Source organism: Ideonella sp. (assembly GCF_041918995.1).
Lineage (GTDB): Bacteria > Pseudomonadota > Gammaproteobacteria > Burkholderiales > Burkholderiaceae_C > Ideonella.
The window spans coordinates 42,209-64,120 of the sequence record NZ_JAYRUN010000004.1 but is presented as its reverse complement, the minus strand read 5'-3'; the positions used below and the strand labels follow the sequence as shown (position 1 = coordinate 64,120).

23 protein-coding genes and 1 tRNA gene are annotated in these 21,912 nt (G+C 73.7%); 11 read left to right on the top strand and 13 right to left on the bottom strand.

All coding sequences use genetic code 11. The features are described from left to right. Positions 1–14: 14 nt before the first annotated feature. Positions 15–359, top strand: a complete 345-nt coding sequence (locus ACE3UN_RS04585; RefSeq protein WP_374673738.1) for a hypothetical protein — start codon at positions 15–17, stop codon at positions 357–359. Between the two features lie 21 nt (positions 360–380). On the opposite strand, the gene ACE3UN_RS04580 is transcribed toward ACE3UN_RS04585, so the two are convergent. After that, on the bottom strand, positions 381–578 hold the full coding sequence (locus tag ACE3UN_RS04580; RefSeq protein WP_374673737.1) for a hypothetical protein: 198 nt from the start codon (positions 576–578) through the stop codon (positions 381–383). A gap of 192 nt (positions 579–770) precedes the next feature. Here ACE3UN_RS04580 and ACE3UN_RS04575 point away from each other — a divergent pair, with 192 nt between their 5' ends. Next, positions 771–1,199, top strand: a complete 429-nt coding sequence (locus ACE3UN_RS04575) for a DUF1801 domain-containing protein (protein ID WP_374673736.1) — start codon at positions 771–773, stop codon at positions 1,197–1,199. Between the two features lie 21 nt (positions 1,200–1,220). Here ACE3UN_RS04575 and ACE3UN_RS04570 read toward each other — a convergent pair whose 3' ends face one another. Then, on the bottom strand, positions 1,221–2,327 hold the full coding sequence (locus tag ACE3UN_RS04570) for a WD40/YVTN/BNR-like repeat-containing protein (RefSeq protein WP_374673735.1): 1,107 nt from the start codon (positions 2,325–2,327) through the stop codon (positions 1,221–1,223). Positions 2,328–2,329: 2 nt separating this feature from the next. Further along, positions 2,330–2,599, bottom strand: a complete 270-nt coding sequence (locus ACE3UN_RS04565) for a MoaD/ThiS family protein (protein WP_374673734.1) — start codon at positions 2,597–2,599, stop codon at positions 2,330–2,332. Positions 2,600–2,748: 149 nt separating this feature from the next. Here ACE3UN_RS04565 and rarD point away from each other — a divergent pair, with 149 nt between their 5' ends. Beyond that, positions 2,749–3,639, top strand: a complete 891-nt coding sequence (gene rarD, locus ACE3UN_RS04560; RefSeq protein WP_374673733.1) for an EamA family transporter RarD — start codon at positions 2,749–2,751, stop codon at positions 3,637–3,639. Between the two features lie 9 nt (positions 3,640–3,648). Here rarD and ACE3UN_RS04555 read toward each other — a convergent pair whose 3' ends face one another. After that, entirely contained in the window at positions 3,649–4,233 is a 585-nt protein-coding gene (locus ACE3UN_RS04555; protein WP_374673732.1) for a DUF3501 family protein, read from the bottom strand. 93 nt (positions 4,234–4,326) lie between these two features. After that, a complete protein-coding gene (locus ACE3UN_RS04550) occupies positions 4,327–5,175 on the bottom strand; it encodes an alpha/beta hydrolase (protein WP_374673731.1) in 849 nt (282 codons plus the stop codon). A 101-nt stretch (positions 5,176–5,276) separates the two neighbouring features. Between ACE3UN_RS04550 and ACE3UN_RS04545 the strand changes: the two genes are divergently transcribed. From ACE3UN_RS04545 to ACE3UN_RS04530, 4 genes are all read left to right on the top strand, one after another. Further along, positions 5,277–5,352 (top strand) — tRNA-Ala (locus ACE3UN_RS04545). A 188-nt stretch (positions 5,353–5,540) separates the two neighbouring features. Continuing rightward, positions 5,541–5,726, top strand: a complete 186-nt coding sequence (locus ACE3UN_RS04540) for a DUF3606 domain-containing protein (protein ID WP_374673730.1) — start codon at positions 5,541–5,543, stop codon at positions 5,724–5,726. A 4-nt stretch (positions 5,727–5,730) separates the two neighbouring features. After that, on the top strand, positions 5,731–6,543 hold the full coding sequence (locus ACE3UN_RS04535) for an exodeoxyribonuclease III (protein ID WP_374673729.1): 813 nt from the start codon (positions 5,731–5,733) through the stop codon (positions 6,541–6,543). Positions 6,544–6,607: 64 nt separating this feature from the next. Then, entirely contained in the window at positions 6,608–7,666 is a 1,059-nt protein-coding gene (locus ACE3UN_RS04530; protein WP_374673728.1) for a hypothetical protein, read from the top strand. 34 nt (positions 7,667–7,700) lie between these two features. On the opposite strand, the gene ACE3UN_RS04525 is transcribed toward ACE3UN_RS04530, so the two are convergent. The 4 genes from ACE3UN_RS04525 to ACE3UN_RS04510 all read right to left on the bottom strand — a co-directional run bounded on the left by ACE3UN_RS04525 (position 7,701) and on the right by ACE3UN_RS04510 (position 10,957). Beyond that, the gene (locus tag ACE3UN_RS04525) at positions 7,701–8,762 is read right to left on the bottom strand and encodes a hypothetical protein (RefSeq protein WP_374673727.1); all 1,062 of its coding nucleotides are present in this window, start codon (positions 8,760–8,762) and stop codon (positions 7,701–7,703) included. Positions 8,763–8,869: 107 nt separating this feature from the next. Then, entirely contained in the window at positions 8,870–9,715 is an 846-nt protein-coding gene (locus ACE3UN_RS04520) for a hypothetical protein (protein ID WP_374673726.1), read from the bottom strand. Between the two features lie 327 nt (positions 9,716–10,042). Then, complete coding sequence (locus ACE3UN_RS04515) at positions 10,043–10,474, bottom strand: PaaI family thioesterase (protein WP_374673725.1); 432 nt, start codon at positions 10,472–10,474, stop codon at positions 10,043–10,045. Between the two features lie 153 nt (positions 10,475–10,627). Further along, a complete protein-coding gene (locus ACE3UN_RS04510) occupies positions 10,628–10,957 on the bottom strand; it encodes a hypothetical protein (protein ID WP_374673724.1) in 330 nt (109 codons plus the stop codon). Between ACE3UN_RS04510 and ACE3UN_RS04505 the strand changes: the two genes are divergently transcribed. From ACE3UN_RS04505 to ACE3UN_RS04490, 4 genes are all read left to right on the top strand, one after another. Continuing rightward, positions 10,947–12,566: a serine hydrolase domain-containing protein gene (locus tag ACE3UN_RS04505; protein WP_374673723.1), complete on the top strand. Its 1,620-nt coding sequence runs from the start codon at positions 10,947–10,949 to the stop codon at positions 12,564–12,566. The two genes, ACE3UN_RS04510 and ACE3UN_RS04505, sit on opposite strands and share 11 nt — an antisense overlap. A gap of 81 nt (positions 12,567–12,647) precedes the next feature. Next, positions 12,648–14,636 (top strand): TonB-dependent receptor plug domain-containing protein, encoded by a 1,989-nt coding sequence (locus ACE3UN_RS04500; RefSeq protein WP_374673722.1) that lies wholly within the window; start codon positions 12,648–12,650, stop codon positions 14,634–14,636. Between the two features lie 26 nt (positions 14,637–14,662). Beyond that, positions 14,663–15,187: a YfiR family protein gene (locus ACE3UN_RS04495; protein ID WP_374673721.1), complete on the top strand. Its 525-nt coding sequence runs from the start codon at positions 14,663–14,665 to the stop codon at positions 15,185–15,187. Further along, entirely contained in the window at positions 15,187–17,013 is a 1,827-nt protein-coding gene (locus ACE3UN_RS04490) for a putative bifunctional diguanylate cyclase/phosphodiesterase (protein WP_374673720.1), read from the top strand. The genes ACE3UN_RS04495 and ACE3UN_RS04490 overlap by 1 nt, the downstream gene beginning before the upstream one ends. Positions 17,014–17,027: 14 nt before the next feature. Here the strand turns inward: ACE3UN_RS04490 and ACE3UN_RS04485 are convergent, their stop codons facing one another. From ACE3UN_RS04485 to ACE3UN_RS04470, 4 genes are all read right to left on the bottom strand, one after another. Then, entirely contained in the window at positions 17,028–18,572 is a 1,545-nt protein-coding gene (locus ACE3UN_RS04485) for a methyl-accepting chemotaxis protein (protein WP_374673719.1), read from the bottom strand. A 167-nt stretch (positions 18,573–18,739) separates the two neighbouring features. Continuing rightward, entirely contained in the window at positions 18,740–19,393 is a 654-nt protein-coding gene (locus tag ACE3UN_RS04480) for a hypothetical protein (RefSeq protein WP_374673718.1), read from the bottom strand. A 12-nt stretch (positions 19,394–19,405) separates the two neighbouring features. Next, complete coding sequence (locus ACE3UN_RS04475; RefSeq protein ID WP_374673717.1) at positions 19,406–21,136, bottom strand: putative porin; 1,731 nt, start codon at positions 21,134–21,136, stop codon at positions 19,406–19,408. 39 nt (positions 21,137–21,175) lie between these two features. After that, positions 21,176–21,895 (bottom strand): hypothetical protein, encoded by a 720-nt coding sequence (locus ACE3UN_RS04470; protein WP_374673716.1) that lies wholly within the window; start codon positions 21,893–21,895, stop codon positions 21,176–21,178. Positions 21,896–21,912 lie beyond the last annotated feature (17 nt).

The following is a 21,912-nucleotide window of genomic DNA, read 5'->3' as shown; positions in this document are numbered from 1 at the left end:
GGCCCCCCGCCGCCATGCACCGAACCGTTCCCCGCCTGAGTGCCCCCGGCCCGATCACCCTCACCAATGAGGGCCTGCACCTGCGCAGCGGCGTCCTGGGCGACCACTGGGTGCCCCGCTCGGCCATCCTGGCCGCCGAGGCCACGGCGGTGCGGCCGCGCCGCGGCCGCCAGCGCCTGCGCCTGACGGGCGTGGGCAGGGCCAACGTCCTCATCCGCCTGCGTCCCGGCACCCGGCTGGGCACGCCCTTTGGCGAACGTGTCGTCAGCGAGATCGTGCTCGGCGTCGACGAGCCGGCGCGGCTGCTGGCCGCGCTGCGCCGGACGGACACACCGGGTCCGCCACCGCAGGCCGGCTGACCGGCGTCCGCGCCCACGGCATCACAGGGACACGCGCTGGCCGGCGACGACCAGGACGGGGCCCGAGGGCGCGTCGGCCATGGCCACGGCGCCGGCGCCCGGGGCGGATTGCGCCACGACCTGCCGGTATTCGGTGTCGGCCAGGGCACCCACGCCGCCGAGGATCCCGAGGGTGGTCAGGGCGGCGAGGACGAAGGCGGCGGGCTGGAAGCGGGTCATGGGGGTCTCCGGTGGGCGGTGGGTGGGGATGGGTGCACTCTAGGACCCCGCCGCGCGTGCGCCCAGCGCCATGCGACAGGCCGCAGGTGCGCGCGATCGGCCGCAGCAGACGCAGAATGGGCGGCCAGTGGCGCCACCCGGCCGGACGGCCCGCCGTGGCGCCTTCCTCCCCCTTCAAGGACAGCGCCTGCCATGGGTCAGAACAAGACAGCCGCCACGTCGGCCAGCGTGGCGGGCCATCTGGGCACCATCGAGAACGCGTCCCTGCGCGACGACTGCCTCACCTTGGTGGACTGGATGAGCGCGTGGACAGGCGAGCAGCCCACCATGTGGGGCCCGTCGATCGTGGGCTTCGGCGCGTACCACTACCGCCACGACAGCGGACGGGAGGGCGTGTCCTGCGCCACCGGCTTCGCGGCGCGCAAGACCGGGATCGCGATCTACCTCATGGCCGAGGCGCCGGAGCAGGCCGAGTGGCTGGGCCGGCTGGGGCGGCACCGCATGGGCAAGGCATGCCTGACCATCCGCAGGCTGGCCGACGTGGATGGGCAGGTGCTGGAGCGCCTTGTCAAGGGCTCCGTGCAGGCGCTGCGCGCCCGCCACGCCAGCCCGGGCGGCTGAGTGGCGCAGGCGCCGTGCGCGTCAGCCGAACCGCACCGCGTACACCGGCGGCAGGTGGGCGACGCTGGCCGCCCACACCTCTCCGCCGTCGGCGCTGGCCCACAACCGCCCGGTGGTGCTGGCCATGAGCAGCTGCTGTCCGTCGGCCGCCACCGCCAGGCCGTGGCGGTACACCAGGTCGTAGCAATGCGAGGGCGGCAGGCCCTCGCGCAGCACCTCCATGCTGCGGCCGCCGTCGCGCGTGCGCTGCACGGCCAGGGCGGCCCCCACCGGCACGCGCTGCTGGTCGGCCACGCCGGGGACGAACCAGGCGGTGAGCGGGTCGGCGGGGTGCGCCGCCACGGCGAAACCGAAGTTCGACAGCGGCGCGCTGGTCAGCTCCTGCCACTGCCGGCCGTCGTCGGTGGAGCGCCAGATGCCGTTGTGGTGCTGGCACCAGAGCACCTCCGGGGCGGCGGCGCAGCGTTCGACGCGGTGCGGGTCCTGCACCTGCGGGTCCTCGGCCCGCTCGGGTGGCATGTAGGCGGCGCGCATGCCCCGGCAGCGCAGCGTCCAGTGGGCGCCGGCGTCGGCGGTGTGCCACACGCCGCCGCAGCTCACGGCCAGCAGCCACTCGTCCGGCCGGTCGGGATGCGGGCTGATGGAGTGGATGCCCGGCACGTCGTAGCCGCCGCCGAACCACTCCGCGCGGCCAGGCTCGTCCCACAGCGGGCGGTTCAGGGCCCAGCTGGCGCCGCCGTCGTCCGACACGAACAGGCCGCCCGGCAGGGTGCCGGCCAGCACGCGGCCACCGGCGCGTTCCATCACCCACACCTGCACCAGGTTCCAGGCCGGCCCGGGGGCGCCCTCGGGCTGCGGTGGAAAGGACGGCGTGCTGGTCTCGGTCCAGGTGGCGCCGGCATCCGCGCTGGCGTGCAGCTTGACGCCGAAGTGGCCCAGGTTGAGCGCGGCCAGCATGTGGCCGCGGTCGTCAGGCGGCAGCACGGCCGACACCGGCTCGCCGAGGAAGCTCACGCGCTCGATCCGCCAGGCGCCGGTGGCGCCGCGACGCAGCTCGAACAGGCCCTTTCGCGTGGCGACCCAGGCGCGGTCGGTGGCGGCGGCGGGCCGGGTGTCGGCAGCGGGCATGGTCATCCTCCGGACAGGGCTTGCAGCACATGCACCGTGCTGGCGGGCTGCAGGGCCTGGTCCAGGCGCAGGCGCTCGCGGCAACGCTCGCCGTCGATGAACACCACGACATTGGCGCGCAGGGCGCCCTGGTCGTCCAGCACATAACCGCGCAGGCGGGGGTTGGCCTGAAAGGCGTCTTCCAGCGCCGCGCGCAGGGTGGCGGCGGGGCTCGCCACGCGGGGCGTGTCGGTGAAGCGGCGCAGCTGCGGCGTGAACTCGACCGTGGGCATGGGCCGATCATCAGATGCCGCCCCGGGTACCGCAAGGGCGGGCGCCCCCCAGAACTGGGGCCATTCGAGCAGCGCCGACAATCGGCGCCCTTCCCGTCACCGCGCATCGCCCGGCACCTGGCCCGCCAGGTGCCGGGGCCGCTCCCCTCATGTCCACCGGCCTGCTCGCCGCCGCCCTGTCCTACGCCCTGTGGGGCCTGTTCCCGCTGTACTTCCGCCAGGTGGCCGACGTGCCGGCGCTCGAGATCGTGCTGCACCGGTCGGTGTGGTCGCTGGCCTTCGTGGCGCTGCTCCTGCTGGCCCAGCGACGCTGGGCCTGGATCGGCCCGGTGCTGCGCCAGCCACGCACGCTGGCCGTGGGCGCGGCCTGCGCGCTGCTGCTCACCACCAACTGGCTCGTGTACGTGTGGGCGGTGAACCACGGCCGGGTGCTGGAAGCCAGCCTGGGCTACTTCATCAACCCGCTGGTCAACGTCGCGCTGGGTGTGATCTTCTTGCGCGAACGGCTGCGCGGCGCGCAACGCGGCGCCCTCGCCTTTGCCGCCGCAGGCGTGGCGTGGCTCACCTGGACGGCGGGTGTGCCGCCCTGGATCGCGCTGGCGCTGGCGTTCAGCTTCGGCATCTATGGCCTGCTGCGCAAGACGGCCCCCATCGGCGCACTGGAGGGCCTGGCGCTGGAAACCGCCCTGCTCGCCCCGCTGGCCATTCCCGCCCTGCTGTGGACCAGCTTCCACGGCGGCGCCCTGAGCGGCGCCAGTGCGTCCACCTGGGGCTGGCTGCTGTTCGCCGGCCCGCTCACCGCCGTGCCGCTGCTGCTGTTCGCCGTGGGCGCCCGCCAGGTGACGCTGGCCACGATGGGCCTGCTGCAGTACCTGGCGCCGACCATCCAGTTCTTCCTGGCGGTGTGGCTGTTCGGCGAGCCGCTGCAGCCCGCGCGCCTGGCGGGCTTCGCGCTGATCTGGACGGGCCTGGCCATCTACAGCGCCGAATCGCTGTGGCGCCTGCGGCAGGGCCCGGCCGCGGCCGCCACCGGCCGCTGAGGCGGGCACTCAGGCGACGAGGTCGCCCGCCAGGCTGGCCAGGGTGGCCGGTCCGATCGCCACCTCCAGCACGCAGTGGGGATGGTCGCAGCCCAGGACCACGGCCGCCCCGGCGCGCACCGCCAGGCGGCCGGCGGTCGGCCATTCGAACCGCAGGAAATGCACCGAGCAGGTCCGGCCGCCGCAGTCGCTGCGGTCCAGGTCCTCGTCGGCAATGGCATACAGCCGCGGCCTGCCTTCCACCGCCACGTACATGTGGCGCTCCACGCCCAGCAGCCGCACCAGCGCGCGCTGGCGCTCGTCGGGATCGGGGTAGTCCAGCAGCAGCGTGGCCTTCCAGTTGCTGCCGTCCGGCACCAGGGGAGAGTAGGCGGCGATCTCCGCCTGCAGGGCCCGGGCATCGCGCCCGCGGCCGGCGTGCAGCAGTTCCTGGATCTGGCGCCGCACGGTGCGCTCGTCCTCGAACTGCAGCGTCATGTGCTCGCCCAGCGTCACGGTGCGCGTGCGCCGGTGCGCGATGGCGGCGGTGCGCTCGGCGTGGCGGATGCGGGCGTAGGCCTCCGGGGGCAGCAGGCTGTCGGGCGTGATGGGCATCGGCAAGGCTCTCCTGGGGGGCGCCGCGGCGCCCAGCCAAGGCAGGCGGCGGCCATGACGACAGAAGGGGCAATCGCCGTGCCGTGTCCTTGCTCAGCGCAGGGTCAGCAGACGCAGCGCCAGGTCGTGCAGGCGCCCCGCGGGGTCGGCCAGCGAAGTGAGGATGGACAGGTGGTGCTGGCCCACCAGCGTCTCGCACACGGGCACCGAGGTGGGGCCCCACTGGTCGCGGATGAGCTGCGTCTGCCGATGGAACTCGCTGCTCTCGTCGCCACCGACCACCGCGTACAGCGGCCGCCGGGGTCGGGGGAAGAAGGCGGGCGACAGGCGACGCACGCTGGCCGGGGTGAGCCGCAGGTCGTCCGCGAGGAATGGCGCCTGGCGCACCGGCTCCAGGTCGTACAGGCCGGAAATGCCGAGCCCGCCCTGCAGCGGCTGCAGGGGCAGGCCGGGCGCCACATCCTTCCAGCGGCAGCACAGCAGCATGGCCACGAGGTGGGCCCCCGCCGAGTGCCCGGCCAGCGCCACACGCGACGGGTCCCCGCCGAACTCGCGGATGTGCTGCAGCACCCAGGCCACCGCGCGGGCCGTCTGCACGGCGATCTGCTCGATGCTGGCCGCCGGGCACAGGCTGTAGTTGGGCAGCACCACGGCCGCCCCGTCGGCCACGAAGGACGGTGCGATGAAGCGGTGGTCCGCCTTGTCCAGCGACCGCCAGTAGCCGCCGTGCACGAACACCAGCACCGGCGCGCCGTCACCCGCGGGAAACACGTCGAGCCGCTCCGCCGGGTCGGCGCCGTAGGCCACGTCCAGCTCACACGGCAACTGCGAACGCGCCAGCCCGGATGCCGCACGCCAGCGCTCGAAGATGGCCGGGTGGTCGGCGATGGCGGCGCGGGCGTTGTACTCGGCGTCCAGCCAGGCGGGGTCGGCGAGGGCCATGCGGCGGTCTCCTGTCGTGGCAGCGGCGCCACGCCGGCGATTCTCGTGCCCGTGGCACGCACCGCAGAAGCCGGTTTTATGCTGCTAGAATGCCAGCTTTCGGGGACGTAGCTCAGCTGGGAGAGCGTCGCGTTCGCAATGCGAAGGTCGGGAGTTCGATCCTCCTCGTCTCCACCAATCCCAAGAAGGGCCTTGATTCATCAAGGCCCTTTTTCTTTGTCGCCGGGCCTTGATGCGTCAAGGCCCTTTTTCATTCGCGCGGGGCCTTGATGCGTCAAGGCCCTGTTCATTTCTGTCATCGCATCCGTCTGCCCGCCGGCACGAAAGCTGCCGATCCGCGCCCATCGCCACCCCAGGAGACGGACATGGCAGACAACAAGGCCCAGACCGGCGGCCAGGACCGCGCCCGCATCAACCTCGGCGAGGACTACGAGGTGCGTGACTGGAGCCGCAAGTTCGGAGTCTCGCCCGAGGAGCTGAAGCGCGCGGTCGAGGCGGTGGGCAACGACGCGGCGGCGGTCGAGGCGCACCTGAAGGGCGGCAAGCGGTGACGGCGTGCGCGTCGCCACCTGGAACATCAACCACATCGGCAAGCGGCTGGACCGGCTGCTCGACTGGCTGGACCGCCGTCGCCCCGACGTGCTGGCGCTGCAGGAGCTCAAGACCCCGACCGCGGATTTCCCCGCCGCTGCGCTGAAGCAGGCGGGCTACGACAGCCTCGTCGTGGGGCAGCGCACCTGGAACGGCGTTGCCCTGCTCGCGCGCGGCCATGCGCCCCTTCCGGTGCTGACTGCCCTGCCGGGCGACGACCAGGACCGCGAGGCGCGTTATGTCGAGGCGGCCATCCAGGGCGTGCTGTGCGCCTGCCTGTACCTGCCCAACGGCAACCCGCAGCCGGGGCCGAAGTTCGACCACAAGCTGCGCTGGTTCGAACGCCTGCGCCAACGCAGCGCCCAGCTGTGGGCCACGGGGCACCCGGTGGTGCTGCTGGGCGACTGGAACGTGGTGCCCACCGACACCGACATCTACCGCCCGGACAGCTGGCGAGACGACGCCCTGCTGCAGCCGGCCGTGCGCCAGGCATTTGCCGACCTCCTCGCCCAGGGCTGGACCGACGCGCTGCGAGCCGCCCATCCGGGGCGGCCACCTTTCACGTTCTGGGACTACCGCCGCCAGCGCTGGGAGCGCGACGCCGGCCTGCGCATCGACCACATCCTGCTGAGCCGTGCCCTGCGCCTGCGCGACGCGGGCGTGGACCGCGACGAGCGGGGACGCGAGCATGCCAGCGACCACGCCCCCGTCTGGGCGGAGATCGAACTGCGCCCCCGCGCGGGCGCACGCGCCCCCATCGCACGACGGGGGGGCTGAGGCCCCCCTTGGTTCGATCTCCCGCCGGCAGCAGGACCGTGCCCGGCAGCGGCCATACTGCCGCATGACCGCTGCCCCCACCCGACGCCAATGCCTGCAGGCCGCAGGCGCCTGCATCCTGCTGACCACCGGCCTGGGCGCCCGCGCACGCGCGGTGCCCCGCTACCACGTGCGTGCGCTGCCCGACCTGGGCGGCGGCACCACGCGGGTCCACGCGCTCAACGACCTGGGCGCCTGCACCGGCATGGCGAACCGCTCGGGCCGGGACAACCAGGGCGTGACCTTCATCTCGCAGGGCGACCGCATCAAGGGCCTGCCCTGGACAGGCATCTCCACGGTGGGCTGCGGCATCAACAACGACGGCTGGGTGGTGGAGCACCGCAACTACAAGTACAGCGGCCCGGAGTTCGCCGCCTGGGTGTGGGTGGGCGACCGGCGCGTCCCCATCGTGGACGCGTCCGGCCTGATGGGGCGCTTCGCGTCCGGCATCAACCGCGCTGGCGTCGCGACGGGCACCACGCTGGGGGGCCTGTTCCGCTTCGACGCCGGCACGGGCGACATGGAGCACCTGCCCGAGCCGGTGGATCTGGAGTACGAGGCGCGCGCCATCGCCGACACGGGCGTCGTCGTGGGCCATGCGCTGCATGGCCTGGGCGGTGCGGACCTGTCCTTCCAGGCCCTGGTCTGGCGCCCGGGCGCCGCCCACGCCGAGCTGCTCACGCTGCCCGACACCCACAGCCATGCCGCCGAGGGCGTGAATGTGCATGGCACCCTGTGCGGCTGGTACACGCGCGGCGAGAACCTGCCCAAGCGCGCCTTCACGTGGCGCGACGGCGTGCTCATTGACCTGGGCGACCGGCTGGGCGTCACCGGCTCCCGCCCCTTCTGCATCAACGCCGACGGCTGGATCGCCGGCGAGGTCTATCCGCAGGTCAGCCGCAGCCGGCGCCAGTTCGCGGCGCTGTGGGTGGGCGACGAGGCGTTCATGCTCAACGACCTGCTCCACCCCGGTTCGGCGGGCTGGGACCTGCGGACCGCCGTCGCCGTCAACGCGCGCGGCCAGATCGTGGGCGAAGGTGTGGTGGGCAACCACCGCCGGGCCTATATCGCCACGCCCGCCTGAGCCGCCGGCCGCCCGAGGTGGCCCGACCACCGCCTCAGGCGATCGGCGTGGCGACGTAATGACACCGCGTGCTGCGGTAGCCGACCTGGCGCCGGCCCACGCCCAGCACCTGCCCGCGGTCGTTGATGTCGATGGCCGTCAACAGGGTCCAGCCCACTGAGGACGCATCGCGCACCTTGTTCAGGTCGTGAACGACGCCGTCGCGCCAGACGAACGCCACGCGGCGATGCCGGTCGCTCCAGGTGGATTCGACCACCGCGTCGCCCACCACCAGCCCATGGCGGTTCACGGCGTTCGCGCAGGACCAGATCGCTGGGGTGTCGAACGGGCCCAGCAGAACGCACTGTCCCTCGGTCCAGAGGAACGCCTGCCGCGCGCCCCCCTGGCTCGTCTGCAGGTAGCCGCACACCTGCCCGGCGTCGTTCATGTCCCGTGCCACGTCCGAGAACGTGCCCGAATCGAGCGCCTGCTCATGACGACCGTCCCAGACGAAGGCACGTGCCCCCACGGCGGTGTCCGTCGACCACCGGGTGCCACACACCGCCGCGTGCCGATTGATGGCGGCCGCCCCGATGTTCGTCATGCCGGGCGTGAGCCCCAGCAGCTGGACCTCGTGACCGTCGCTGACCCACAGCTGGCGGGCGCGACTCGTGCCCACCATGACGCCGGCGTTGTTGATGTCGACCGCGTGGTCCAGCACCGGGGCGCCGGGGACCGACAGCTCGGCCGGGCCTTCCCGGCCCCAGCGCCAGGCAGGGCCGGGATGGTCGCCGGAGCCATGGGCCGTGCGCACACCGACGACCACGCCGTCATCGTTGATCCCCAGGCCGACGGAGGGCAAACCCGCCCACGGCACGGTCTTGAACCGTCCGGGAACGCCCTTGAACGCCTTGCCGTTGCGCCCAGGCCAGTCCGACGCGACAGCGCCGGTGACCATGCCATGCGCGTTGATCGCTTCGGGAAACACCTGGGCCCTGTCGGGCGCCGTGAGCTCTTCGATGCGATACAGCGGCTGCGTGGCACGTGCCAGGGAAGGCAGGCCGAAGGCCGAGCCCAGCGCCAGGGCGCCGGCGAGTTGACGACGGGTCAGGGACATGGGTCTCCAGGATCAGCCACGGGCGGCCACGGGCGGCCACGGGCGGCCACGGGCGGCCACGACCCGGCCGATTGTCCGCGCGACAGGCCTCGGCAGAGACCGCCACCCTAGGGGCCTGGCGCCCTGCGCTGCAGCGTGCGTCCGGAGGGTCGCGCGCCTGTCCCTGCTGCCGCCAGCGCATCATCCGGGCGCTTCAGCTGGCGGATCATCTCGTCGGCCGCCTGGGCATAGATCTCCGGCTGGTGCAGCGCCCCGGCCAGGCCGCCCGGCAGGGGCACCACCGTGCCGATCACCTCGCCGACGCCGAAGATGCGCACGATGAGGTCGCCGCCCAGGGACAGCGACACGATGCGTTCGCGTGCCCCCGCGCGCGTGGTGGCCAGGTCGCCGCCGGCGTGGCGCCGCAGCAGCGTGCCGTCGATGCCCATGTCGGCGAACACCACCGCGTGGGCGCCGTACTTCACGGCCAGGTAATTGGCCACCTGCGAGCCCATCGAGTAACCCACCATCTCGACGGAGCGGATCGCTGGCTCGCACAGGGCCTCGGTGTAGGCGTCGTCGCCGCCGGGCAGCTGGGGATTGCCGCCGCCGAAGCGGGCCCGCAGCACGCCGCCCAGATCGGTCAGCGCGCCGCCCAGGCCACCGCGCTCCACGAAGGGCCGGTCCATGCCCTTGAACAGCACCACCGCGTGGCCGCTGGGCTCGTCGAGCAGCACCACGCCCATCAGGCCCGTGCCGGGTTGCTCGAAGCGCTTGAACAGCCGCAGGCGCAGGCGGTCCACGCCGTAGGCGCCGGGCGGCTGGCCACGCGCGCCGTAGAACACCTCCTTGTACAGCGCGGGCATCTTCAGCGGGTCCACGGCGCGCCGCTGCTTGGCCAGTTCCTGGGCCGTGGGCGCGTGCGGCCGGCAGCCGCTGTCGAGCGGCTCCGTGCCCGCCGGGGCCTGCAGCATGCGTGGCCCTTCGGACGTCGCGGCCTGCGCGGCACCACCCGCACGGTGGACAGCGGGCCCGCTGGCGCACCCAGCCAGCAGCACCAGGGCGCAGGCCATCACGCGGGTGGGCGAGGCACGGGTGGCGTCCGGCGGGACGGGAGGGGCAAGGGCTGGCACGGGGACGGCGGGTGACGTGGGAGGTGGCCGTCCGGGGCAATCGAAGCGCCTGTGGCGCCCGCCCCACGGCGCGGCCCCGCCCCCCAGGCGAGGCGGCCCACGGCTTCACGCATCCTGCCCGGCGCCATGCCCGTCCAACGCCGGAACCAGCGTCGGACGACCGTGCGGTCATGCCATCCCAGGGGGCGGGGGGGCCGGCACCAGCAGAGTGTCTCCCGTGGCCACCAGCGTGCGCTGCCCGGCGGACTCGGCGTAGAGCTCGCAGGTGGTGAAGATCTGCGTGCGGCCGGGCTTGACCACCCGCGCCTCGGCGATGAACCGTTCGCCCACGGCGGGCCGCAGGCAATTCACCGCGTAGTGCGTGGCCAGCACCGGGCCGGCCAGGGTGGCGGCGGCGGCGCCGCAGGCCGTGTCGATCAGCGCGCCCTGCACGCCAGCGTGCAGGAGGCCGGTGTACTGGCCCAGCTCGGCGCGCCAGGGCATGGTGAGCTTCACCGAACCCGCCTGCGCCTGGGTGATCTCGAGGCCGCACCAGCGGTTGAAGGCGGCCGTGGCGCTGAAGGCCCGCAAGCGGGCGAGAAGGTCGGCATCCGGTTCCATGGGGCTCTCCGCAAGGGGATGGGCCGCACTGTGGGGCACGCCTGCCGCCGGCGCTGTCCGCGTGGCGACACGCTTGCCATCGACACTGTGTTTGCATACAGTACCGCTTCCCCTCTCGCCACCCCCTGCCGCCATGCCTGCCATCCGCGAAAGTTACCGGCCCTCGCCCGCCCAGCCGCATTGGCTCGCCCGCCTGCTGAGCTGGCTCTGAGCCGGGCCGCCGCACCGCGGTGCGGTACGCTCGGCCATGACCCCACCTCCGCGCGCGCCGCTGCTCGTCGCCGTCTGCACGAACGTCTGCACGAACGTCTGCGCGGCCATCTGCGCGACCGTCTGCGCGGCGCTGCCGGCCTGGGCCTCGCCCGCCGCCGCGCCGGCGCCCAGGGCGGCCGCATCCCCGGCATCCCCGGCATCCCCGGCATCCCCTGCATCCGCTGCACCCACCGCCACGACGGCGCCTTCGGCCCCCGAGGTGCAGGACATCACCCACTGGCTCGAGCAGCGCCAGCGTGACGGCGCCGCCGTGGGCGTGGCCGCCGCGCTGGTGGTGGACGGCCGGGTGGCCTGGATGCGCGGGCTTGGCCATGCCGACAGGCAGGCCGGCCTGGCCATGACGCCGGACACGCCCGTGGGCATCGGGTCGGTCACCAAGACCTTCACCGCGCTGGCGGCCCTGCAACTGCACGACAAGGGCGTCGTCGACATCGACCAGCCCGTGTCGCGCTACCTGCCCCAGTTCCGCGCGCGCGCCGACGGGGCCGATGCGCAGCGCGTCACGCTGGCGCGGCTGATCACGCACAGCGCGGGCGTGCCCACCGATGTGTTCCGCCACCTCGATGCGCGCTCCGCCACCTACACCGACGTCGTCGAGCTGCTCGGCGACACGCCGCTGGCGCATCCGCCCGGCACGGTGGGCCTGTACTCGAACACCGGCTACAACCTGCTGGCGCACGCCCTGGCCCGCGCCAGTGGCACCCCCTACCCCGATCTGGTGAAGCGGGAGATCTTCGCGCCCCTGGGCATGGACGGCAGCGGCTTCGCGGTCGACCGCCCGCTGCCCACCCGGCCCCGCAGCCGGGCCTACGGGCCCGGCGGGCAGGAGGCCACGCCTTTCGAACTGCGCGACATCGCCTCGGGCGGCATCCACTCCACGGCGGCCGACCTCGCCCGGTACGCGGTGGCGCTGATGGACGCCTACCATGGCGACGGTTCGTCCGCGCTGCGCCCGGGCACGGTGCGCCGGATGTTCACGCGCCAGGGCGGCATCACCATCGACACCAACCGCAAGGGACTGGGCTGGTTCCTGTTCAGCCAGGGCGACGCCTTCGCGGCCTACCACGCGGGCAGCACGCACCATGCCAATGCGGCGGTGCTGCTCATTCCCGAGCGCCGGGCCGCGGCCGTCATCGTGGCCAACACGGTGGGCAGCGACGCGCTGTGCGAGGAGTTCGCCTTCCGGTGGCTGAAGGCGCACGGCCTGGCGGTGTCCGGCATCGTTCCGGAGCCCCTGGGGCCCCCGCCGGCCGCCGCCGCCGTCCCGCGGGCCGTACACGCCGGCTTCTATGCCCAGAAGAACGCCTACGCCCGGGTCGCGTCGGTGGAGGGCGGCCTGTCCATCCGCCAGGGCGGCGACACCGTGCACACCGTGGAGCGCTCACCCGGTGTGTTCGCGGCGCCCGGAGGAGACGCCGCGGCGGATGTGTACTACTTCCGCGAGGTGGGGCCGTACCACGTGCTGCTGCGCCGCCGTGGCGAGCGCGAGCAGCAGCTCGGCTACCGCGTGGACGGCGCGCCGCTGGACGCGGTTTGGGCGGCCCGACTGGGCGAGTACAGCCTGCAGGGCGACGCCATGCCCGGCTTCGAACAGCTGCTGGGCGCCACCCTCGCGCGGCAGGAGGACGGCCTGCCGGTGCTGCGGGTGCGCTACAACACCGGCACCTTTGTCTACCCCCTGCTGCCCATCACTCGCGACGAGGCGCGCACGGGCGGCCTGGGCCCCAGCATGACGGGCGACGCGGTGCGCTTCGTGTCGGACACCGAGGGTGAAGCGATGACCTACCTGGGACTGTCGTTCCGCAGGATCCGGCCCTAGCGCAGCGCCTGCCGTGGCGCCTGGCACGCCCGCGCCCACCGCGGCGCTCAACGGCCGGCCCGTGTGGCCGATAAACCCCGAATGCCCTGGCTTGCGCACCCCACCGCCTGTACCGCCGCCCTCACCGCCGCGGCCCTGACGTCGCTCGGCGGCCCGGCGGCCGCCCAGGCCGTGGCCGAACCCGACCCGGTGGCGGAGCTGGAGCTGCTCCTGCACGCGCAGGTGGAAGGCGCCTCGCGCTTCTCCCAGCATGTGCTGGACGCGCCGGCGCTGGTGTCCACGCTGCTGCGCGACACCGCGGCCGGCCTGTCGCACGACACCGTGGGCGACATGCTGGAGCGCCTGCCCGGCACCTACCTCGGCCATTCGCGCAGCTACTCGACCGTGGGATTCCGGGGCTTCAGCCGGCCCGGCGACTACAACGCCCGCCTGCTGATGACCATCGACGGCTACCGGGTGAACGACGCGCTGTACGACCAGGCCCTGCCCCACCACGAGTTCCCGCTCGTGGCCGACTGGGTCAAGCGCCTGGAGTTCGTCAACGGGCCGGCGTCCTCGGTGTACGGCGGCAATGCCCTGCTCGGGGTGGCGAACGTGGTCACGCTCGACGGTGCCGATGCGCCCGGCCTGACGCTGCGGGCCCAGGTGGAACACCCCCGGGCGCAGCGCGGGACCGCCCAGTTCGGCTGGAACGACGGCCAGAGCGACGTGTTCGTGGGCGTTTCTCACCGCGACGACCGCGGCGAGACGCTGCACCTGCCCGAGCTCCAGGGCCCGGGCGTGCCCGGCGGCCGGGTGGCCGCCCTGGACGGCGAGCGCTACAGCGCGGCCCTGCTCAAGTGGCGCCGGGGCGCCTGGCGTGCCACGCTGGTGGGCCAGGCGCGGCAGAAGGACGTGGGCACGGCCGAGTACGGCAGCGCACCCGGCGTGCCCGGCACCGGCTACGAGGACACCTACGGCTATGGCGAGCTTGCCTACGACGGCGCCTGGCAGGGCGACTGGCGCTGGCAGGCCCGCGCCAGCCTCACCGCCACCGAGTTCCGCGGCATGTACATGCTGGACGACGGCGAGGGCGGGCTCTACCGCAACCGCGACATCGGCAGCAGCCGCTGGCTCGGCACGGAGCTGCGCACCCAGTGGCGCGGCTGGATCAACCACACCGTGTCGGCCGGCGTGGAGGCGCGCCACGTGTGGCACGCGGCCCAGCGCAATGAGGACCTCTCGCCCCGCAGCGTGTACCTGGACCGCGACGACCCGATGACGCAGGCCGGCCTGTACCTGCAGGACGACGTGCGGCTGTCCGAGCGCACCTCGCTCACCCTCGGCGGGCGCCTGGACCACGTGGACGGCTTCGATGCCGAGCTGTCGCCCCGGGTGGCGCTGGTGCACCGCCCGCACCCCAAGGACGCCATCAAGCTGGTGCTGGGGCAGGCGTTCCGCGCGCCCAACCTGAGCGAGCGCTTCTACGACGACGGCGGTGCCTCGCAGGTGGCCAGCCCCGGCCTGCGGCCCGAGCGCATCCGCAGCGTGGAGCTCGGCTGGGAACGTTCGCTCGACAGCACCACCCGCCTCACGCTGGCCGGCTACCACTACCGCATCGAGGGCCTGATCGACCAGACCACCGACGACGACGGCCTGCTGCGCTACCGCAACGTGTCGAGCGCACAGGGGCATGGCGTGGACGTGGACATCGAGCAGCGGCGCATCAGCGGCTGGCACTGGCGCGCCAGCCTGAGCCTGAACCGGCTGGACACCGAGGGCGCGCCCGCCGTGAACGCACCGCACTGGCTGCTCAAGGGCCATGTGATCGGGCCGCTGGACGACCGCTGGTCGGCCGGCCTGCAGTGGATCGCCACCGGGCCGCGCGACGGTCTGCGCGCCGACGTGCCGGCCCAGTGGCGCGCCGACGCGGTGCTGCGCCACGAGTTCGCCACCGGCCAATCGCTGGCGCTGGCGGTGCGCCATCTCGCCGACACCGAGCGCTTCGACCCGGCGGGTGGAGAGAACGACCTGCAGCGTGTGCCGCTGCGCGGCCGGTCGGTGGTGCTGGAATGGAGAGGCCAGTTCTGACGCCGGCCGCACGCGCGCGGCGCCGCATGGCGACTCCCGGCGGCCTGGCCGCCTGGGCGCGCTGGCTCGCCGGTGCATCCGTGCTCGCCCTGGCGCCGTGTGCCGTGCACGCCGCCCTGCCCGAGCCGGACCTCAAGGCCCAGGTGCTGGTGCGCAGCCTGCTGTTCGTGCTGTGGCCCGCGCCCACCGACCCGCGCGAGGACCTGGTGCTCTGCGTGCCCGAGCTGCACCCCTGGGCGGCCGCGCTCGGCCGCCAGCCGCCGCAGTCGGTGAATGGCCGGCGGTTGCAGCTGCGGCTGGCCTCCACCGACCCGGGCCACCAGTGCCACGTGGCGGTGGTGGGGCCCGAGGGCGGGCGGGACGGCTTCGGGCGCCGGCCCGGCCTGCTGCGCGTGGGCGGCTACCCGGGCGCGCTGGACGACGGCGTGATGCTCAACCTGCAGGTCGACGCGGGGCGGGTGGTGTTCGACGTGCACCTGCGCGCCGTGCGCGAGGACGGCCTGGACATCGACACCCGCCTGCTGCGCCTGGCGCGCTTCGTGCAGAAGTGATGGACGCGCGCCGCCGCCCCGCCCGCTGGCGCCTGTCGCCCGACCTGCGCCCCCTGGTGGTGGCCATGCTCTGGTCGGCCGCCTTGCTCAGCGTGATGGGCTTCTTCTACCTCAGCCACCGGCATGTGCAGTCGCTGCAGCTGCACGCGCAGATCGTGGGCCACTCCGTCACCGCCGCCGCCGTGTTCGACAGCCAGCGTGATGCCCAGGACCTGCTGGGCGCGTTGCGCAGCGTGCCGGACGTGGCCACGGCGCGCCTGCGCCGGCTGGACGGCTCTGCACTCGCCGGCTACCACCGCCCTGGCGAGGCGGCCAGCGTCTGGCAGCGCCTGGGCCGCGTCCACCGCCTGGCCGTGCCGGTGCAGGCCAACGGGCAGACCGTGGCCTGGCTGGAGGTGCAGGCCCAGGAGGGCGAACTGTGGTCGACCATGGCGGCGCTGATGGCCTCGCTGGCGGCCGTGATGCTGGTGGCCACCACCTTCACGCACCTGGCCTCGCGCCGCATGCGCGCGGCCGTGCGCTCCGCCGAGGACCGCACGCGCTTCCTGGCCCACCACGACGAGCTCACCGGCCTGGCGAATCGGGCCCGCTTCGGGCTGGCCCTGTCGCAGGCCGTGGACGACGCCGGCCAGCGCGGCACGCCGGCGCGCCTGCTGTGCGTGGACGTGGACGACTTCAAGCAGATCAACGACACCCGCGGCCACGCCGCGGGCGACCAGGCGCTGCGCGACCTGGCCGAGCTGCTGCGCCAGCTGGTGCGCGAGGGCGACCTGGTGGCCCGCCTGGGCGGCGACGAGTTCGCCGTGCTGCTGGTGGGCCCGCATTGCGACGACGCCTGCCGCCGGGTGACGCATGCCCTGGTGGACCGCCTGCGCCAGCTGTCGCACGCCCAGTCGCCGTTCCCCTTGCGCGTGTCCATCGGCGGCTGCCGCCTGCCCGACGACGCGCGCACTCCGGACGAGGCCATGCAGTGCGCGGACATGGCCCTGTACGAGGCCAAGCGCGCCGGCAAGGGCGTGGCCGTGGACTACTCGCTGGCGCTGGGCGACCTGCAGCGCGACCGCCAGCGCCTGCAGCAGGACCTGCACGCGGCCATCCACCGCGGCGAGATCCTGCTCGTCTACCAGCCGGTCTTCGACGCCGCCGGCCGGGTGGACAGCCTGGAAGCCCTGGCGCGCTGGACCCACCGCACGCGCGGGCCCATCGGCCCGGCCGAGTTCATTCCCATCGCCGAGGAATCCGGCCTCATCGTCGAGCTCACGCTGGCCTGCATGGCCCGCGCCCGCGAAGACATCGACGCCTGGCGCGCCGCCGGGCTGCAACCGCCCCCGGTGGCACTGAACATCTCGTCGCGGCTGCTCCTGCGCGACACCGACCGCACGCGCTTCCTGGCACAGCTGCAGGCGCTGCGGCTGACGCCCGAGGAAGTGGAGTTCGAGCTCACCGAGTCCGTGCTGTTCGACGACCTGGACAACCCCGACTCCATCCTCGTGCGCCTGCAGGCCATGGGCTACGGCCTGGCCATCGACGACTTCGGCACCGGCTACAGCTCGCTGGCCTACCTGCGGCGCCTGCGCTGCCGCAAGATCAAGATCGACCGCCTGTTCATCGCCGGCATCGCCACGGACCGCGACAACGCTTTGATGGTGGAGTCGATCATCCGCGTGGCGCACTCGCTGGACATGCGCGTGGTGGCCGAGGGCGTGGAAGAGGCCGCCGACGGCGACCGCGTGGTCGCCCTGGGATGCGACCTGCTGCAGGGCTTCGGCCTGTGCCGTCCGGAGCCGCCGGATGCCGTGGCCACGCGGCTCGCCGCGGCCGCCTGAGCACGCGCGTTCTGTCAGGCCGGCAGCCGGAACACCCTCACCGCTTCCACCAGTTGGGTGGCCTGGGTCTTCAGGCTCTCTGCCGCCGCAGCCGACTCCTCCACCAGCGCCGCGTTCTGCTGCGTCACCTGGTCGAGCTGCACCACCGCGTCGCCGATCTGCGACACACCGGCACTCTGCTCGGCGCTCGCGGTGCTGATCTCGCCGACCACCGTGGACACCTTGTGCATGGCCTCGACCACGCCGCCCATGGCCTGGCCGGCGCGCTCGATCAACTCGCTGCCCTGCTCCACCCGCTGGGCACTGTCGCTGATCAGCTGGCGCACTTCACGCGCGGCCTCCGCGCTTCGCTGGGCCAGGGACCGCACTTCGCCCGCCACGACGGCGAAGCCGCGCCCCTGCTCCCCGGCGCGTGCCGCCTCCACCGCGGCGTTCAGCGCGAGGATGTTGGTCTGGAAGGCGATGCCATCGATCACGCCGACGATGTCGGTGACCCGCCGGGAGCTTTCGGCCACGCCTCGCATGACGTTCACGGCGTTGTGGACGACCTGCCCCCCGTCGCTGACGATCTGCGTGGCGGCCTGGGCCAGCCGGCTCGCCTCCTGTGCGTGGGCGGCGTTCTGCTGGATGGCGCTGGACAGCTGCTCCATGGACGCGGCGGTCTCCTCCAGCGCGCTGGCCTGCTGCTCGGTGCGTGCACTCAGGTCGTTGTTGCCATGCGCGATCTGCGAGGACGCCACCGCCACGCTTTCCGAGTTGCGGCGCACCGCCGTGACCAGCTGCGACAGCGTCGTCTTCATGGCGGCCATGCTGCCCAGCAGCTGGGCCAGCTCGTTGCGGCCCCGCACCTCGATCGGCACGGTCAGGTCTCCCCGGGCAACCGCGTCCGAGGTCGCGACGGCCTGGCGCAGGGCCTGGCGGATGCCGCTGACGACCAGTCCACCCAGCACCGCAGCGATGGCGATGGACAGCACCGTGGCCACGCCCATGGTGACGAGCATGCGCCGGTAGTCGGACGTCGCCTGGTCATAGGCCTGCCTGGCCTGCACGACGGACGCCTCGAAGAGCGCGCTGATGTCTCGGTCCACCGGCTCGTACAACGGCCGCACGCGCTCCAGCGTCACGCGCCGCGCCTCGTCCAGGCGCTGTGCCCGCAATGCGTCGGCGGCCGGCTTCAGGCCCTGGCTCACGAAGGCCAGACGGTCGGCGGCGAAGCGCTCGGCCAACCCCCTGTCCGCGTCGGACATGGGCCGGGCGGCGAACTGTTCCCACGTCCGGGAGATGGCCGCGATGTTGGCGTCCAACTCGCTGAGGTTCTTCTCCAGCACCGCCGGCTCGGGGCTCACCAGCGAGGTCGCGATGGCCAGGCGGTTGCGCAGCAGCCGTGACTGGATGTCGGCCACCTCGGCCAGCGGCAGGAGCCGCTGCTCGTACACGCGCCCGATCGTGTCGTTCGATCGGTGCGTGGCCCAGGCGCCGAGCGCGCCGATCGCCACCACCATGGCGGACAGAAATGCCAACAGCCCCAGCAACTGGCTCGATACCTTCCAACGGTGCATGTGCCCTCCTTGCCGCGCCCTCCCAGGCGCACTGAACAAGTGCATTACAGCCGCCCGGAAGACGACTCATGCACCAAGAAGAGGCACGAACGCAGCGCTGATATCCCCTTTTGAAACAGGGTTAACCCTGGGCGCGCTTCGCGTGTCCGGGCCCGGGGACGGCGCGCTCAGCGGCTCACCCGCTGCGCGTCCAGCGCCTGGCGCAGCCGGTCCGCCTCGTCCTGCAGCGCCACCTTGCCCAGGCCCAGGAAGGGCTCGTCGTGGGCCCGCATCGCCTCGGGCGTGCGGCGCGTGTAGGCGTCCACCGCCTGCAGGCCCAGGGTGTGCAGCTCGCGGTTGGCCTGCTCGGCGCGGGCCAGGGCCGTGGTGGAGCGCTCCAGCAGCGCGGTGACGCTGGCGGCCACCTGGCGCTGTGCCTGCAGCTCCTGGCGGGCCGCGGCCAGGGCCTCCTCGGCGCGGGCCTGCTGCTGCCCGCGCGCCTGGCGCTCGGCCGCCAGTTCCTCGCGCAGACGGGCCAGCTCGGCCTGTGTGGTGGCCAGCGCCTCGCGGTCGCGCGCCTGCGTGCCGCGCGCGCGCGATTCGGCCGCGGCCAGCCGCTCGGCCAGCACCTGCTGCTCGGCCTGCGCCGCCGCGCCGGCGGCCTGCAGCGAGTCGCGCTCCTGGCGCGCCTGCTGCAGCGCGGCCTGGGCCTGGCGCGCCAGCTCGCGCGCCTGCTGCACGCGGCGCTCGGCGGGGTCCGCCGGCGGGGCCGCGAGCGTGCCCTGCCCGGCCAGCAGCGCCAGGGCCAGCCCGGCGGTGGTGACGATGTGCCTCGTGGTCATGCGCGCCCCCTGTCAGAACTTCAGGTTCGTCTCGAGCTGCAGCACGTCGATCTTCAACGGGGCGCTGCTCATGTTGCCGCTGATGGACGTGGGGTCGCCCGGGATGGCGAGGAAGCGCACGCCGTCGTCCAGGTTGCGCGTGCTGGTGTAGCGCAGGCCCACCGTGGCGCGGGTGTCGAAGGCGTACTGGCCGCCCAGGCTGAAGCCCTTGTAGTTGGTGCCGCCCAGGTGCCAGGTGGTGTCGGTGTAGGCATCCACCCAGGCGTCGCGCTCGAAGTGGCGGTAGGCCACGAAGGCGTTCCACTGCCCGCGTTCGGCCAGCTTGGGGTGGCCGAACTGCAGGCGGGCCTGGGCGCCCAGCGTCTTGTCCTTGAGCGTGGCCACCTCGGTGGTGCCGGCACGGCGCACGATGTCGTCGGTGTCGAAGGCGGTGTTCTTCACCACGTGCAGCGACAGGCTGGCCTCGTAGGGGCTGTAGTGGCGCGCGGTGAGCGCCAGCGACACATCCACCGGCTCGAAGCGCGAGGCCAGGCCCCACACCGGCGCGGCGGTCGATTCCGGCGCGTTGAGGTTGATGAGCGTGTTGCCCTTCTGGCGCAGCACCGCGGGGTAGGCGCTGGCGAAATACGGCACCACGCCAGCCAGCACGCCGCCGGGCGGCAGCTCGCTCTCGCGCACGCCCTGCACGTTGCGGAACTGGTAGATGCCCACGGCGGCACGCAGCTGCCACGCGTCGCCGAAGGCCCAGTCCACGCCCACCTGGCCGCCCAGCAGCCACTTGTCGCGCGTGGTGTTGCTGAACTCCTCCAGCGGGAACGCACCCGCGGTGGCGAAACCGTACAGGCCGGAGGCGAGGTCCAGCTCGCCGCGGCCGGCCACGCCGTCCAGCCCCATGTCGTCGGGCCAGGTCAGGTCGCTGCCCTCGAAGGGCACGGCCAGGCGGCCGCCTTCCAGCCGCATGCCGTGCGACGGCTCCCAGCGCAGGAAGGCACGGTCCACGCCCACCTGGAAGCGGTTGGCGCCGTTGCCCAGCGTCACCGACTCGGACGTGGGGCTGCCGCCGGTGCTGCCCGTGGCCAGGCGCACCGTGCCGCTCAGGCTGTCGCTGGCCTTGGCGGTCACACCCAGGCGCGCGCGCAGCGTCATGCGGTGGCGGTCGTGCTGGGTGTTGGTGAGGTCCGGTGCCCAGGCGGGCGAATCGGTCTGCGCGCGGAAGATCTCGGGCGCCACGTTGTCGGCGGGCAGGAACTCGCCCTGCGCGCGCACCCGCAGGTCGCCTTCCACGGTGACGCTGCGCACCCACGGCGGCAGGCGCCGGCCGTCGGTCCAGCCCTCGTCGCGCGCGGTGGCCAGCACCTCGTTGCGCACCTCGTCCTTGAGGCGGGCGCGGGTGGTCTCGCTCAGGTAGGGCACACGCACCACGCCACCCGGCGCGGCGGCGGTGGCCGGGGCGCCCCAGCCGTCCGCGGGCGCCGTGGGCGCGGCCACGGGGGACGCAGGCGCGGCCCCGACACGGGCCCGCCGCAGCAGCTCGTCCGCCTTGGCCCGCGTGAGCAGGCCCTGCTCCACCAGCGCGTCGATGAGCGAGAGCGTGGTGGCGCGCAGCTCGGTGAGGGCCTGCGCCTCGGCGGCCGGGGTCGCTGCGGTCGTCTGGGCGGCCGCCGGGGCGGCGGCCAGGCAGGCCTGGGCCACCAGCGCGGCCAGGGGCGCCAGCCGGGGGCGGCGAGGCGTCGTGGGGGTCATGGAAAGCTCCGGGTTCGGGTGGATGCGGGAAAGGGGGTGTCAGGCGCCGGCGCGCACCGTGAGCCGGAAGCGCATGGGCTGGGCGGCGGCGGCCGGCGGCTGAGGCAGGCGGAGCTGGTCGGCGCTGGCGGCCAGGGCGTTCTTCAGGGCCAGCGCGTCGGCGTCGGATTCCCAGCGCGTGATGCGGCCGTCGGCGGCCACCCACAGCGCGAACTGCGCGCTCAGCTCGCCGGCCTCGCCGGGCAGGCGGCGCTCGATCTCGGCCTGCAGCAGCTGGCGCACGGTGTTGGCGTACAGCCGCTCGGCCGCGCGGTCGGCCACGCTGCCCGAGGCGGCCGGCCCGCTGGCGACCGGGCCGCCGCGGTAGTCGTGGTTCACCGTGCCGGCGGCGAAGGCGCTGGGGCCGTCGCCCGCGGCGCCCTCCATCTTCAGCGGCTCGTTGGCCGGTGCCGGGGGCTTGGGCGACTCCTTCGCCTGCGGCTGGGGCCGGGCCTCCTTGGGCGCTTCCTTGGGCGTTTCCTTGGGCGGCGGCGGTGGGGGCGGCGGCGGGGTGTCGGGCATCAGCGCGATGCGGGCCACCTGGCGCCTGGGCTCCGGCGCGCTGAAGTCGATGCGCGAGACGCCCCAGGTGATGAGCGCCAGCACGAGCAGCACGGCGGCGCCGAGGGCGAGCTGGCGCATGAGCTGCGGCGACGCCCGCCCGGCCTCGTGGGCGCGGCGCGCCTGGCGGCGGGCGATGAGCACGGTGGTGTGGTGCATGTCGGCTCCGGTTCGGG